Consider the following 14,001-nt stretch of genomic DNA (forward strand, 5'->3'; position numbering starts at 1 on the left):
GAAGGAAACAGAGGCGGTGGAACGGGTGTGCGGCTGTGACCCCAGCTCCCTTCCGGAAGGAAGGAAAACAGAGGCGGTGGAAGGGGTTTGTCAGGCGACTCGGGGGCCGAGCTCCTTCGTGCCGTCGAGAGGCTCGGGCTTCAGCTCGGTGACGACCTCGGTCTGCGGGGCAGCGTCGACCACGGCCTTCTCGCCGAGGAGCTCGGTCTGCGGCAGGACCTCCAGCCGCGGGCGCGGCAGCAGTCTCGGCCGGATCGCGAGTCCGCGCCGGCGGGAGAAGTACAGCACCGATCCGACCGTGCCCAGCACTGTCAGTCCACCGCCGACGATCAGCGTGTAGCGGGCACCGAACTCCTGCCCGACCCAGCCGATGAACGGCGACCCGAGCGGCGAACCACCCATCAGGACCGTCATGTACAGCGCCATCACCCGGCCGCGCATGCTCGGCTCGATGCTGAGCTGCATGGTCGCGTTCGCCGAGGTCAGCATGGTCAGCGAGGCCAGCCCGACCAGCGGCAGCACGACCGCAAAGGTCAGGTACGTCGGCATCACCGCGCTGACGATCTCGAAAATACCGAAGGCGATCGCTGCCCCGATCACCAGGCGAGCCCGGATCCGGACCCGGCGGGCCGCCAGCAGCGCGCCGGACAGCGAGCCGATCGCGAGCACCGAGCCGAGGATGCCGTACTCCCCCGCGCCCTTGTTGAACACCTGGGTCGCCATCAGCGCCGAGGTCAGCTGGAAGTTCAGGCCGAAGGTGCCCGCGAAGAACACTGCGACCAGCACCATCATCAGGTCCGGCCGGCGCCACAGGTAGCGCATGCCGTCACGGATCATGCCCTTCTCCCGGCCCGCGGGAGCCGGTGTGTGCAACTCGTGGACCCGCATCAGCCGCAGCGACAGGATCACGGCCGCGTAGGTGAAGCCGTTGATCAGGATGACCGGACCGGTGCCGATCCAGTTGATCAGCAGACCGGCCAGCGCCGGGCCGAGCAGCCGGGCGGCATTGAAGGACGCCGAGTTCAGCCCGACGGCGTTGGACAGCTCGTCGCGGCCGACCATCTCGACCACGAAGGACTGCCGGGTCGGCGCGTCGAAGGCAGTGCCGACGCCGAACAACAGGGCCAGCAGGTACACGTGCCAGGGCTGGACGACTCCGGCGATGGTGAGGCTGCCGAGGACCAGGGCGACGGAGGCCATCGCGATCTGGGTGCAGGTCAGCACCGTCCGCTTCGGGAAGCGGTCGGCGACGAGGCCGGCGTACGGGCCGAGCAGCAGGGCGGGCAGGAACTGCAGTCCGGTGACGATGCCGAGCGCCGTACCGGAATGGGTCAGCTCGAGGACCAGCCAGTCCTGGGCGACGCGCTGCATCCAGGTGCCGACGTTCGAGACGATCGCACCGGTGGCGTAGAGACGGAAGTTACGGACTTTGAACGCGCGGAAGGTCGGACTCATTGAGCCGCCAGGCGTTCGAGAACAGGGGCTGCTTTGCGCAGGATGTCGCGCTCCTCGTGGGTCAGTTGCTTGAGCTTGGTCTGCAGCCACTCGTCGCGGCGCCGCCGGTTGGCGTGGATGAGCTCGCCGGCCTTCGCCGTCAGTTCGACCATGATCTGGCGCTTGTCGGTCGGGTGCGGGCGGCGGACGACCAGGCCCGCCTCCTCCATGTTGGTCACGATCCGCGTCATCGACGGCGGCTTGACCTGCTCATGGGCGGCCAGCTCACCGATCGTCATCGCCTCGTGCTTGGACAACGCACCGAGCACGCTGAGCTGGTTGGCGCTGAGGTCGTGACCGGGCTCGCGCTGCCGCCGGATCTGCCGGGACAGGCGCAGGGTCGACGACCGCAGGGCACTCGCCAGCCCGACGTCACTCTTCACCTGCTGTGCTACGACTTCGGGCATACCGTTACCTTAACTCATTACCTTTGCTAACGAAAACGCATTACCGTCCGATGGTATTCCCGGTCACTCGGTGACGCGCACGGGCGGCTCGCGGGACTAGAGTTCGCGGGCATGGGGACGAGTGCTGAGCTGGCGCGGTTCGAGCAACGGTTCCGGCGGGCGGGGCTGCCGCTGTTCATCGAGGACTTCTCGCCGACCCATGACATCTTCACCCGGGCCACGCCGCTGCTGGTGCTGGTCTTCCTGGCCGAGGTGCTCGGGGCGATCTCGCTGCAGTGGCCGGTCTGGGTGAACGTGCTGGCGGCGCTGGGCGCGATGGTGGTGCTGATCGCGGGGTTCGGCGTACTGAACCGCTTCCGTGACCGCCCGTTCTGGTCGCTGCCGACCCGGTTCGGCGTACCCGAACTGGCTGTCTTCGTGCTGCTCCCGGCTCTGCTGCCCGTGGTCACGCAGGGCCAGTTCCGCCAGTTCTTCGGCGTTGCCATCGGCAACCTCCTGCTGGTCGGCGTGGTGTACGTCGTGATCGGCTACGGGCTGATCGGGACGATCTTCTGGAGCCTGCGCCGGCTGGCGAGCGAGCTGGCGAACTCGGTGGCCAGCCTGGTCCGGGCGCTGCCGTTGCTGCTGGTGTTCTCACTGGTGCTGTTCGTGAACACGGAGATGTGGCAGGTGTTCGCCGGGATGCCGGTCGCGTTCATCGTCGTCTCGGTGGTCGCCTTCACCGTGCTGAGCACCCTGTTCCTGCTGATCCGGCTGCCCAGGGAGGTGGACGCGATCGAGCGCGATGCCGGCTCCGGTCCGCCGCTGCGCCGGATCCAGCGGATGAACATCAGCGTCAGCCTGGTCACCCGGCAGTGGATGCAGGCGCTGGTGGTGAGCGCCGGAGTCGGGCTCTTCTTCGTCGCCTTCGGCATGCTGGCGATCAGCGAGCACATCTACGAGCAGTGGGGCATCACTCCCGGGTCCTGGTCGTACCGCATCGATCTGCTGGACCACCAGATGCTGATCAGCGCGTCCCTGGTGAAGGTTGCCATCGGCATCGCCAACTTCACCGGGCTGTACTACTCCATCGCGCTGCTGACCGACTCGACGTACCGGACCGAGTTCCTCGACCACGTCAGCACCGAATTGCGTGAGCTGTTCGCGGCGCGGGCGGAGTACCTCGAGCTGCGGCGTACGACGGCCTAGGTTCTTATTGGTTTGCCGGTGGTCGGCTCGGTCGGATAGGAAGCTTGCATGCTGACAGGCAGCAAGATCGCGCTCAGGGCCCGGCACGAGGAAGACATCCCGATCCTGCGCACCGAGCTGTACGACGACGTGGTCAACGCCGCGCGGTCCGAAGGCCGGCCGTGGCGGCCGATCACGCCCGGTGCGAAGGACTCGCGGCTGGTCGTGGACGACGACGAACAGGCGCGCGTCCCGTTCTCCGTGGTCGAGCTGGACGGCGGCGCCTTGGCCGGCACCGCGACGTTGTGGAAGATCGACAGCCACAACCGGTCCGCGCACATCGGGTTGGGGCTGCTGCCGTCCTGTCGCGGCAAGGGCTACGGCACGGACGTGGTCGCGGTGCTGTGCCACTACGGTTTCGTCGTACGCAGCCTGCAGCGGCTGCAGATCGAGACGCTGTCGGACAACGCCGCGATGCTGCGCGCGGCCGAGCGGAACGGCTTCGTCCGCGAGGGCGTCCTGCGCTCCTCGGCCTGGGTGATGGGCGAGTTCCTGGACGAGGTGCTGCTCGGGCTTCTCGTCAAGGACTGGAAGCCGGATCCTTCGGTCTAGAGTCCGAGGGCCTCGTTCAGGAAGCGCAGTTCGTGGAGCATCAGGCCCTCGACGGTCGCCGCGTCGGTGGGCATGTGGGTGGCCCCGGACAGCGGCAACACCTGATGCTGACGGCCGGCTGCGAGCAGTGCGGCCGACAACCTCAGGGTGTGGGCGGCAACCACGTTGTCGTCGGCCAGGCCGTGTACGAGCAGTAGAGGGCGATCGAGACCAGCCGCGTAGGTGAGCAGTGACGAGCGGTCGTAGACCTCGGGGTTCTCACCGGGATGCCCCAGGAACCGCTCCCGCCAATGCGTGTCGTACATCCGCGAGTCACTCGGCGCAGCGCCGGCGATCGCCGCATGGAACACATCCGGCCGGCGAAGGACCGCTGCCGCCGAGAGCAGGCCGCCGTAGCTCCAGCCCCGCATGGCGACCTTGGTCAGATCGAGGGCGCCGGTCTGCTCCGCGACCGAGTGCAACGCCGTCACCTGATCCTCGAGCGGAGCCGTCATGGTGTCGAGATGGACCGCCTTCTCCCACACCGGACCGCGTCCCGGCGTACCCCGGCCGTCGGCGATGATCACGGCGAACCCGGCTTCGGCGTACCACTGTGCGGTGGCGAACCACGCACCGGTGACCCGGACCGCGAGCTGGCTGGCGGAACCGCCGTACGGCGACATCAGAACCGGCAGCGGCGCGTCGCCAGGCTGATACCAGGACGGCAGCAGGAGAGCGGTCCTCATCTGCAGCTCGCCGGCGCGCAGCCAGGTGATCCGCGGCGTGAGCCCTGGTTTGGCGTTGAGTGCCGTGATCGTCTGGTCCGGTCGGCCGTCCCTCTGTACGACGAACCATCGGCCGGACTCGGTGTTGGAGACCATCAGGAGCGCGCCTGGTACGCGGCTTCTGGTGTGAATGCCGGCGCCTTCGCTCAGCTTCCGCAGCCCGGTCTCGTCGTACAGCCAGAGATGACGCTCGGTCGGCTCGTCGTTCGCCTCGAACAGGACCGCCTCGCCTGAGACGTCCAGCACGGCCCGGACCTGCAGGCCGTCGGGTGTGACCGCTTCTCCACCGACAGTCAGCCGCCGGGTCTCCCCCGCGTCCTCGGTGTGAACGAGTCGGCCCGATTCGGTGCGTGCCGGAGTCCCAGCGATGAGCTCGACCCAAGCAGGATCACTCTGCTCATGCACGAGCCTCGTCTCACCGCTCTCCGGATCAGCCGCCAGCACCTGCAGCGTCCGCTGATCCCGAGCCTGCACCCCAATCAACGGCCCCCGCGAGTCCCAACCCACCGAAGTCAAATACTCATACCCCACCCGATCCCACCGCACCTCAACCGATCCCCCTGACAGGTCGAAGGCGTGCAAGGTGACGATGGCGTTCGGCGTACCTGCGGCGGGGTAGGCGATCTCGCGGGGCTTCCGGCCTGGGTTCGCCGGGTCCGCGATCCACCACCGCTGGACCGGGGTCTGGTCGACCCTCGCCGCCAGCAACCGGGTGCCGTCGGGAGACCACCAGTGGCCGCGGTTCCTCTGCATCGACTCCGCAGCGACGTGCTCAGGCAGCCCCCAGGCGACCTCGGGATCCGGATCCGCGGCCAGCCGCCGATCGTTGCCATCAGCAAGCTCCACCACATGCAGCGCACGGCCGGTCACGTACGCGACCCGACGCCCGCTCGGGTCAATCCGCGGATCGACAACCGGTCCCGCAGTCGGCACGAGTTCCGGCCGCCGGTCCGGGCTGTCGAGGTCGAGCTGGTACAAATCGCCCTTCACCGCGAAGACAACGTGCCGCACCGCACGGTCGGTCGAGTACGCGACAACACCCGCCGTACGCTCCCGACTCCGCTCCCGCCGGACCAGCTCGGCCTCAGGCACCGGCCCGTCATCCCCGAGGTTCTCCGGCGCAACCAAGAGAATCTCCTGCCCGTCACTCACATCAAGCAACCAGAGACAGCCGGTCCGATCCTCCGCCCCACGCGTCCGCAGAAAGAGCACACGCTCCCCGTCCGGAGACAGCGTGAACGCCCGAGGCAAACCAAGCGTGAACCGACCAGTACGAGCAGACAGCCCAGGAAACGCCTCAACAGAATCCACCCCGAGACAGTACGCCGATCGCCTCACGCCGTCAGCGCGCACCTCCTGAGGCGAGACCTGGGCTAGGTGAGCCAGTCGGTGAGGGGGCCGATCGCGAAGTACACCACGAAGAGCGCCGACACGATCCACATCAGGGGGTGAATCTGGTGTGCCCGGCCCCGGACGAGCTTCAGGATGACGTACATCACGAAGCCCGCGCCGATGCCGGCCGTGATCGAGTACGTGAACGGCATCAGGATGATCGTCAGGAACGCCGGGAACGCGATGTCGAAGTCGTCGAAGTTGATGCCCTTCACCTGGGTCATCATCAGGAACCCGACCAGGATCAACGCCGGCGTCGCCGCTTCGTACGGCACCAGCGTGACCAGCGGCGCGACCACCATCGAGATCAGGAAACAGATCCCGGTCACCACGCTGGCCAGCCCGGTCCGGGCTCCTTCACCGACACCGGACGCGGACTCGATGTATGACGTGTTGCTCGACACCGAAGCGGCACCACCGGCCGCGGCCGCGACGCTGTCGACGATCAGGATGCGCTGCGCGTTCGGCGGGTTGCCCTCCTTGTCGAGCAGCCCGGCCTCGGCGCCGATCGCGGTCATCGTGCCCATCGTGTCGAAGAAGTCGGCCAGCATCAGCGTGAAGATCAGCAGCAGCGCGGAGATCACGCCGACCCGCTCGAACGACCCGAACAGGCTGAACTCGCCGATCGTGTCCAGGTTCGGCTTGGTGAACCAGTCGTCCGGCAGCTTCGGCACGCTCAGGCCCCAGCCGCCCGGGTTCTTGTCGCTGCGGGCACCGATCCCGGCGATCGCCTCGATGATGATCGACAGGACGGTCGCGCCCAGGATGCCGATCAGGATGGCGCCCTTCACCTTCCGCGCGTACAGCGTCACGATCAGGATCAGGCCGACCACGAACACCAGCACCGGCCAGCCGCGAAGGTTGCCGGCGACACCGAGCTCGACCGGCGGCCCGGTCAGTGCCGCCGGGCGACGGACGAAGCCCGCGTCGACGAAGCCGATGAACGCGATGAACAGGCCGATGCCTACGCTGATCGCGACTTTCAACTGCAGTGGCACCGCCTCGAACACGGCTTTTCGGAACCCGGTCAGCACCAGGACCAGGATGATCAGGCCCTCCAGCACCACCAGGCCCATCGCATCGGCCCAGGTCATCTTGGTCGCGACGGAGAACGCGATGAACGCGTTCAGACCGAGGCCGGTGGCCAGCGCCAGCGGGAAGTTCGCCACGAGGCCCATCAGGATCGTGACCACGCCGGCGACCAGTGCGGTGGCGACCGCGATCTTCGCGATCGAGGCCGCCGTACTGGTGCCACCACCGACGAGCTGGCCGTCGCCGTCCGGCACGGTGCCGATGATCAGCGGGTTCAGCACCACGATGTAGGCCATCGTGAAGAACGTGACCAGCCCGCCACGGATCTCCCGGCTGAGGGTGGACCCACGTTGGCTGATCTTGAAGTACGAGTCGACGACATTCGATCCGGAGCGGGCCGTCGCGGCCTGGGGCGAGCTCATGCCCGCATCGTGCCAGTTCCTGCCCACCGGTTGCGAGCACTGATGCAAAACCGTTCCGCTGCGGAGGACGTGGGCGGTGGGTACTAAGGTGGTGCCGTGGCAGACGAACGGGAGGCGTCGAAGAAGCGGAACGACCCCACGAGCCAGCTCGCCCGCGGCGAACTGGTCCATGCCGAGGTGAAGCCGCTCGACCTGTCCGGCATCCCCAGCGTCATCGTCGGGATCATCGCCTGGGCGGTCGCGTTCGTCGTCGTCCTGATCTTCCGCGACGAGCTCAAAGAAGACGGCCTCGAATGGTGGCTCTGGGTCACCGTCGCCGGCTTCGGCCTAGGCCTCATCGGCCTCTGGTACTGCCGCCGCCGCTGGGCCGCCATCCAAGCAGGCCACCGCAGCGAACAAGAAGACTGACGCCCGCCTTCGGCGAGTGGGTTGATCCCACGCGCCCGCTACGCGCGCTCCTCCGTCGCGTGCTCGCGACCGCTCCCGCCCACCCGGCCGTGGGTTGTTGGGCTTATCGCCCACCTTCTGCGTGCTGCCGCCCGCACCGCGCGGCTACCCACACTCCCTGACACCTGTCCCCCGGCGTGAGCGCTGACCCGCCCACCACAATCCTGCGAGGCCCCCGCCCGCGCCACCGGTGATTGGCTCCTGAACGAGCTACTTCGATCTGCTACGGCTGCCGAGACGATCACAGTAGGTCGACGGAAGTCGCACCCGTGATGTCTGGACTGATGACACCTGCTCCGGACAACGCCGATCCCAACCACTCACGTGCCTCGGACACCCGCGGGCGGGCAGCCCGCAGGAAGTCGGGCGGTAAGCCCGCAGACCAAGGCTGGGTGGGTGGGAGTGGCCGCGAGCACGTGACGGAGGAGCGCGCGTAGCGGGCGCGTGGGGTCGACTACCGCCGGAGGCGCAAAGGACAGTCGCCGCCGAAGGCGGTGTCCTTTCGGCGGTGGGCTTACTTGAGTTCGTCGTCTGATTCGGGCTCGGCGGAGGCTTCGACCTCGGATTGGACTGCGTCGGCTAGTTCGAGGGTGTCGTAGCCGGTGGTGTCGAAGGCGTGTTCGGCGGCCGGTTGGTCCGGGAGGTCGATGACGGCGTCGGAGTGGGCGCCGCAGCCGTAGTCGTACGCGACTACTCGGCCTTCGCCCGGGGCCATCTCGTTCGCGCAGATGCCGAAGGCTTGGCCGAGGCTGTCGGCCAGGCGGATCCAGTAGCCGCACGAGTGGCAGTTGTACGGGACGGCCTGCGCGATCGGAGCGCTCGGGCCGAAGTCACCGGCGTACCAGCGCTCGGCTGCCTCTTCACGGCCGAACGGCGAGAGCACGCGCTCCCGGCCAAGGCCGAGTTCGTCGACTACTGCGCGTACGTCGTCCGGGGCGCCAACCTCGGTGAAGCCGGCCTCGAGGCGCGGGTCGTCGGCGTGGGTCGGGAACAGGTCGCCGGGGCGGAGGTCGCCCGGCTGGACGCGCTCGGACCACGGGACCCACTCCGGCGCGACCACTGCCGCCTCGCCGGGGAGCATGACGACCTCGTTGACCGTGACCGTCTTCGCCCGGGAGGCACGGGTCACCGTGACCGCCCACCGCCAGCCCCGGTAGCCCGGGTGGGTGGAGGCGAAGTAGTGGGTGACGAGGCGCTCACCCTCGACCGAATGACCGAGGTACTCCCCGACCTGCGCAGTACCGGCCTCGTCGATCGCTGCCTCACGGGCAGGGTCGACCGCCGCGACACTGACCGCGTCGGCCTTGGCACGCACCGGTTCCGGAGTTCTGACGGGAGTCACAATCGCCCATTCTCGCACGGCCGCGGCGGTGTTCCGAACGCGCCGTGACTACGGTCTGTCCCCTGCAGGAGGCAGGATGGTTCCATGCACAGCCCAGACCCCGCCGACCCGAAGTCGACGCCCGGCGGAAAGCCCGCCGGCGAGCGACCGGTCGGTGGGCAGTCAGCGGCGGGGAAGACGCCCGGTGATCGGTTCAGCGACGCGCGGGACAAGCTGGGCACCGCGAGCAAGAAGGTCGGCCACGCCTCGAAGGTCGGCGCGACCGGGTTCGCCACCGCGTCGAAGAAGACCGCCGTCGTGGGTGGGAAGGTCGGCCGGGCCACCGGCCGCCGGATCCGCGGACTGACGGGCGCTCAGGGCGCCCGCGAATCGGGTTTGTCCCGGCTGATCGAGCTGGGCGCGGTCAACGCCGCCGGTGACACAGCGTTCGCGGTCTCACTGGCCGGGACCGTTTTCTTCACCGTGCCGAGCGACCAGGCTCGTGACCGCGTCGCACTGTTCCTCTTGCTGACGATGGCGCCCTTCGCCCTGATGGCGCCGCTGATCGGGCCGATCCTGGACCGGTTCCGCCACGGCCGCCGCTGGGCGATCGGAGCGACGCTCGGTCTGCGCGGCTTTCTGGTCTGGAGCCTCGCCGCGTCGATGACCGGCTCGAGTTCGGCCTGGCTCTACCCGGCCGCCCTCGGCTGCCTGGTCGCGTCCAAGGCGTACGGCGTGACCCGGGCGTCCGCCGTACCGCGGCTGCTGCCGAAGGAGATCACGCTCGTCACGGCCAACTCCCGGATCTCGCTGGCCGGCGTCGTAGGTGCGACTGTCGGCGCGGGCATCGCGGCAGCGTTCGCCGCGATCGGGCCGCAGTGGTCGCTGCGCTGGGCCGCGGTCATGTACACGGTCGGCCTGATCCTCGCGATCCGGCTGCCCAGCGCGGTCGACTCCCCCGCGGACGAGGAGATCACCGGTACGGCCGGGCGCGATGCGCGGCGCAGGGCGATCACCGCGGCGGTGGCGCGCGGCATCCGGTGCAACCTCGGACTCCGGTTCGTGTCCGGCTTCCTCACCATGTATCTGGCCTTCCTGCTCCGGGACAAACCGATCAGTGGGGTCGACGGCGCGATCGCGGTCGCCGCGGTGATCGCCGCGGCCGGGATCGGCAACAGCCTCGGCACCCTGACCGGGTCGTTGCTCAAGGCACGAAAACCCGAGGTGGTCGTGCTGGTGGTGCTGATCGTGGATGCGACTCTCGCGGTCACGGTGGCGGTGCTGTACGGGTTCCCGAGCCTGATCGCACTCGGTCTGATCGCGGGGCTGTGCAGTTCGCTCGGCAAGCTGTCGCTGGACGCGATGATCCAGCGTGACGTCGCGGAATCCGTGCGTACGTCGGTCTTCGCGCGCTCGGAGACGGTGCTGCAGCTGGCCTGGGTGATCGGTGGCGGCTGCGGCATCGTGCTGCCGCTGATCCCGCGGCTCGGCTTCGGCTTCCTGGCGGTCGTCCTGCTCGCCGTGGTCTTCCTGGTCATCCGGATGAAGCCGTCGAAGCCACTGTCCACCGGTCTGCGCGCCGAGGGCGGGCCTGGTCACAGGCCCGGCGGCAGCGAGCCGCACCGGCGGTCCGGCGATGCGCCGCACCGGACGAGCGACGCGGAGTCCGAGCATCCGACCAGCACGAGTCGCACGATCCTGACCACCAGCGTCGCGGAGCAGCGTGCGAACCGGGCCCAGCGGTCCGGCCGGTACGACGAACCGACGGTGGAGCTCAGGATCGAGGACCAGAAGCCACCTGGTGGTCAAGGCGGCGAGCAGCCGGTCGGACGGTGGTGGAGCGGCCAGCAGGACGACGAGGACGAGGACACGCTCGAGGACCAGGCGCGCTGGGCCGAGGAGCCGACCGAGGAGCGGGAGCCACAACGCGAGCGCGGCCTGTTCAAACGGCGGCCGGGCGGCGACACCCCACGCCGACCACCACGCTGAGCCAAACAAACACTCGGCCCCCCCGTTCGGGAGGCCGAGTGTTTTGGTGGAGTGGTCAGGCAACGGGGTGGAGGGCGGGGTCGTCCTCCTCTTCGGAGACGGGGACGGGCTCCGGCGAGGCAGCGGTGCCGCGCAGGGTGGTGGTGGCGACGACCGCGGTGACCAGGAGGAGTACGCAACCGACGACCGCGACCGCGTTCATGCTGTGGGTGAAGGCGTGCCGCGCGGTGGCCAGAACGGTTTCGGCAACCTGAGCCGGCAGGTGGGTCGCTGCTGCGGTCGCGGCCGGCAGACCCTCGCGGACCGGAGCCGCGACGGCCGACGGCAGGTCCGAGCGGTAGGCCGCAGTACCGATCGAGCCGAGGACCGCGATGCCCAGCGCGCCGCCGAACTCGCTGCAGGTCTCCATCACCGCGGAGGCCGAGCCGGCCCGCTCCGGAGCGACCGATCCGACGATGGCCTCGGTCACCAGCGACATCACCATCACCAGACCGGCAGCCAGCAACGCGGCTCCAGTCAGAACGACCGCCAGCGACGAGTCCACCCGCACCTGGGTCAGGACACCGAACCCGGAAGCAGCCAGGACGAGGGCGCCGCCGATCACGTACGCCCGGTCGATCCGCCGAGCCAGCGAGGCCGCCAAAGGTGCCGCACCGCCAACCACGACCGACGGAGCCAGTGACCACAGCGCCGCCTTGAACGGGCTCAGACCGTGCACCAGCTGCAAGTACTGGGTCATGAAGACCGCGTTGCCCACCAGCGCCAGAGTCCCGACAGTGTTGGCCACCAGCGAACCGCTGAACGCCAGGTTGCGGAACATCCCCAGCTCGATCATCGGGTACGCCGCGGTCCGCTGACGCTGCACGAACATCACTCCGAACATCAGACCGGCCACGATCGCAACCACCGGAAGCGCGGACGCCCCGTTCGCCGCCAGCTCCTTGATCCCCCAGATCACCGGCAGTACGGCGGCCAGCGACAACACCGACCCGATCAGGTCGAACCGGCCCCCGGTCGGCGCCTTGAACTCCGGCAGCAGCATCGGCGCGAGCACCAGCAGCAGGAGCATCGCCGGGGTGTTGATCAGGAACACCGAACCCCACCAGAAGTGCTCCAGCAGGAAACCTCCGAGCACCGGGCCGAGCGAGATCCCGCCCATCATCACCGCGCTCCAGAACGCGATCGCCTTCGCCCGCTGCTCCGCGTCGTGGAACATGTTCCGGATCAGCGCCAGGGTCGACGGCATCAGGGTCGCGCCACCGATTCCGAGCACCGCCCGAGCCGCGATCAGCTGCTCCGGGCTCTGCGCGTACGCCGCGGCTACCGACGCCAGACCGAACGCGACGGCACCGAAGATCAGCAGCCGGCGGCGGCCGATCCGGTCACCGAGAGAACCCATGGTGATCAGCAGGCCGGCCAGCACGAATCCGTAGATGTCGAAGATCCACAGCTGCTCGGTCGCCGAGACTCCCAGGTCCGCGCTGATGTACGGGACCGCGAAGTACAGCACCGAGACGTCCATAGACACCAGCAACAGCGGCAGCGCGAGCACGCCGAGCGCGATCCACTCCTTGCGTCCCGCTCGTTCAGTCGAGCCCATGATGCCCCTCCGGATTTATCTGTCTGCGCCGCACACTGTGTGCGCCATACACAGACCATAGCGACATCTGTCTATGATGTAAACAGTCAATCCGGAAGAACGCCGAGGAGGGGCCACGTGGACGAGCAGATCGAGCTGCCGCGAGTGCTGCAGCAACTGTGGGGGATCGAGGGCCCGGCCCGGCCCGGGCCGAAGCCGGCGTTCCACCTGAGCGACATCGGCCAGGCGGCGATCCGGCTGGCCGACACGGGCGGCCTGGCCGCGGTCTCGATGAGCAAGGTGGCGGCCGAGCTCGGCTTCACCACGATGTCGCTCTACCGGTACGTCGATTCCAAGGACGACCTGTACGCCGTGATGCTCGAAGAAGTGTTCGGCGAGGCACCCGAACCGGTGGCCGGCCAGGACTGGCGCGGCCGCATCACCGAGTGGGCCGAGGCGTTCCGCGACAGCCTGCGGCAACACCCGTGGATCCTGCAGGTCCCGGTGTCGGAGCCGCCGCTGTCACCCAACCAGCTGGGCTGGATGGAGTCGGCGTTGCAGGCGTTCGACGGTACGCCGTTGACGGCGAACGAGCGGCTGTCGTCGATGCTGCTGGTGAACATCTACGTCCGCGGGACCATGCAGCTGACCTTGAGCATGCTGACGCTGACCCCCGAGGAGGCCGCGACCGCGGGCCGGCTCTACAACCAGCGACTGCGCCTGCTGGCGACCGAGGATCGGTTCCCGGCGATCGCGGCCGGCGTACACCAGCCGAACTCGGTGGAAGACCTCGAAGTGGACTTCGAGGACGACGGATTCCGGGACGGCCTGGACACCGTGCTCGACGGCATCCAGGCCCGGATCGACCGGCAGTCCCGCATCGAGGCGAAGGCCTCGACCGATCGCGAGGGCTGAGCTCAGATGTCCAGCTTGTCGGCGACGCCGCGCAGTACGGTCGCGACCTGGCGGGCGGCCTTGTTGTCGGGGTGGCGGCCGCGGCGGTAGCCCTCGCCGAGGTTGTCCAGCAGCTTGATCAGGTCCTCGATGACGAGCTGCATCTCCTCGGGCTTCGGCCGCATCGCCTTCGCCACCGACGGCGGCGGGTCGATCAGCCGGACCTGCAGAGCCTGCTCACCCTTGCGGCCCTCGACGACACCGAACTCGACCTTCTGCCCCGGCTTGAGGTTGGTCACTCCGGCGGGCAGGGCCTCGGCCCGGACATAGACGTCACCGCCCTCTTCCTTGCTGAGGAAGCCGAACCCCTTCTCGGAGTCATACCACTTGACCTTGCCAACGGGCACGGGAACCTCTTCAGTCGTCAATCGTGGGAACCGACCGGGCGGGCGGCCTGATCGGGAAACCAGCGTACGTGAAC

Annotated in this window: 12 protein-coding genes; 5 read left to right on the top strand and 7 right to left on the bottom strand. The window is 68.5% G+C overall.

Annotation, left to right across the window (positions count from 1 at the left end):
* Positions 1 to 90 precede the first annotated feature (90 nt).
* Positions 91 to 1,455: an MFS transporter gene (locus tag E0H73_RS24860; RefSeq protein ID WP_131360618.1), complete on the bottom strand. Its 1,365-nt coding sequence runs from the start codon at positions 1,453 to 1,455 to the stop codon at positions 91 to 93.
* Positions 1,452 to 1,901: a MarR family winged helix-turn-helix transcriptional regulator gene (locus E0H73_RS24865; RefSeq protein WP_131360620.1), complete on the bottom strand. Its 450-nt coding sequence runs from the start codon at positions 1,899 to 1,901 to the stop codon at positions 1,452 to 1,454. Before E0H73_RS24865 ends, E0H73_RS24860 begins: the two co-directional genes overlap by 4 nt.
* Before the next feature lie 111 nt (positions 1,902 to 2,012).
* On the opposite strand from E0H73_RS24865, the gene E0H73_RS24870 reads away from it, so the two are divergent.
* Positions 2,013 to 3,089, top strand: coding sequence for a hypothetical protein (locus tag E0H73_RS24870; RefSeq protein WP_131360622.1), 1,077 nt, complete (start codon positions 2,013 to 2,015; stop codon positions 3,087 to 3,089).
* A 48-nt stretch (positions 3,090 to 3,137) separates the two neighbouring features.
* A complete protein-coding gene (locus E0H73_RS24875) occupies positions 3,138 to 3,680 on the top strand; it encodes a GNAT family N-acetyltransferase (RefSeq protein ID WP_131360624.1) in 543 nt (180 codons plus the stop codon).
* Here the strand turns inward: E0H73_RS24875 and E0H73_RS24880 are convergent.
* Positions 3,677 to 5,596: a S9 family peptidase gene (locus tag E0H73_RS24880; RefSeq protein ID WP_238164236.1), complete on the bottom strand. Its 1,920-nt coding sequence runs from the start codon at positions 5,594 to 5,596 to the stop codon at positions 3,677 to 3,679. The genes E0H73_RS24875 and E0H73_RS24880 overlap by 4 nt on opposite strands.
* Positions 5,597 to 5,817: 221 nt before the next feature.
* Complete coding sequence (locus E0H73_RS24885; RefSeq protein ID WP_131360628.1) at positions 5,818 to 7,290, bottom strand: NCS2 family permease; 1,473 nt, start codon at positions 7,288 to 7,290, stop codon at positions 5,818 to 5,820.
* A gap of 96 nt (positions 7,291 to 7,386) precedes the next feature.
* On the opposite strand from E0H73_RS24885, the gene E0H73_RS24890 reads away from it, so the two are divergent.
* Positions 7,387 to 7,698 (top strand): DUF2530 domain-containing protein, encoded by a 312-nt coding sequence (locus E0H73_RS24890; RefSeq protein WP_131360630.1) that lies wholly within the window; start codon positions 7,387 to 7,389, stop codon positions 7,696 to 7,698.
* A 553-nt stretch (positions 7,699 to 8,251) separates the two neighbouring features.
* On the opposite strand, the gene E0H73_RS24895 is transcribed toward E0H73_RS24890, so the two are convergent.
* Complete coding sequence (locus E0H73_RS24895; protein ID WP_131360632.1) at positions 8,252 to 9,079, bottom strand: DUF3027 domain-containing protein; 828 nt, start codon at positions 9,077 to 9,079, stop codon at positions 8,252 to 8,254.
* Positions 9,080 to 9,163: 84 nt separating this feature from the next.
* Between E0H73_RS24895 and E0H73_RS24900 the strand changes: the two genes are divergently transcribed.
* Positions 9,164 to 11,047, top strand: a complete 1,884-nt coding sequence (locus E0H73_RS24900) for an MFS transporter (RefSeq protein WP_238164237.1) — start codon at positions 9,164 to 9,166, stop codon at positions 11,045 to 11,047.
* A gap of 55 nt (positions 11,048 to 11,102) precedes the next feature.
* Here E0H73_RS24900 and E0H73_RS24905 read toward each other — a convergent pair whose 3' ends face one another.
* Positions 11,103 to 12,647: an MFS transporter gene (locus E0H73_RS24905; RefSeq protein WP_131360634.1), complete on the bottom strand. Its 1,545-nt coding sequence runs from the start codon at positions 12,645 to 12,647 to the stop codon at positions 11,103 to 11,105.
* A 117-nt stretch (positions 12,648 to 12,764) separates the two neighbouring features.
* Here E0H73_RS24905 and E0H73_RS24910 point away from each other — a divergent pair, with 117 nt between their 5' ends.
* Positions 12,765 to 13,541: a TetR/AcrR family transcriptional regulator gene (locus tag E0H73_RS24910; RefSeq protein ID WP_165555808.1), complete on the top strand. Its 777-nt coding sequence runs from the start codon at positions 12,765 to 12,767 to the stop codon at positions 13,539 to 13,541.
* A gap of 2 nt (positions 13,542 to 13,543) precedes the next feature.
* Here the strand turns inward: E0H73_RS24910 and E0H73_RS24915 are convergent, their stop codons facing one another.
* Positions 13,544 to 13,927: a cold-shock protein gene (locus tag E0H73_RS24915; protein ID WP_131360638.1), complete on the bottom strand. Its 384-nt coding sequence runs from the start codon at positions 13,925 to 13,927 to the stop codon at positions 13,544 to 13,546.
* Positions 13,928 to 14,001 lie beyond the last annotated feature (74 nt).

This window comes from Kribbella pittospori (genome assembly GCF_004331465.1).
GTDB lineage: Bacteria > Actinomycetota > Actinomycetes > Propionibacteriales > Kribbellaceae > Kribbella > Kribbella pittospori.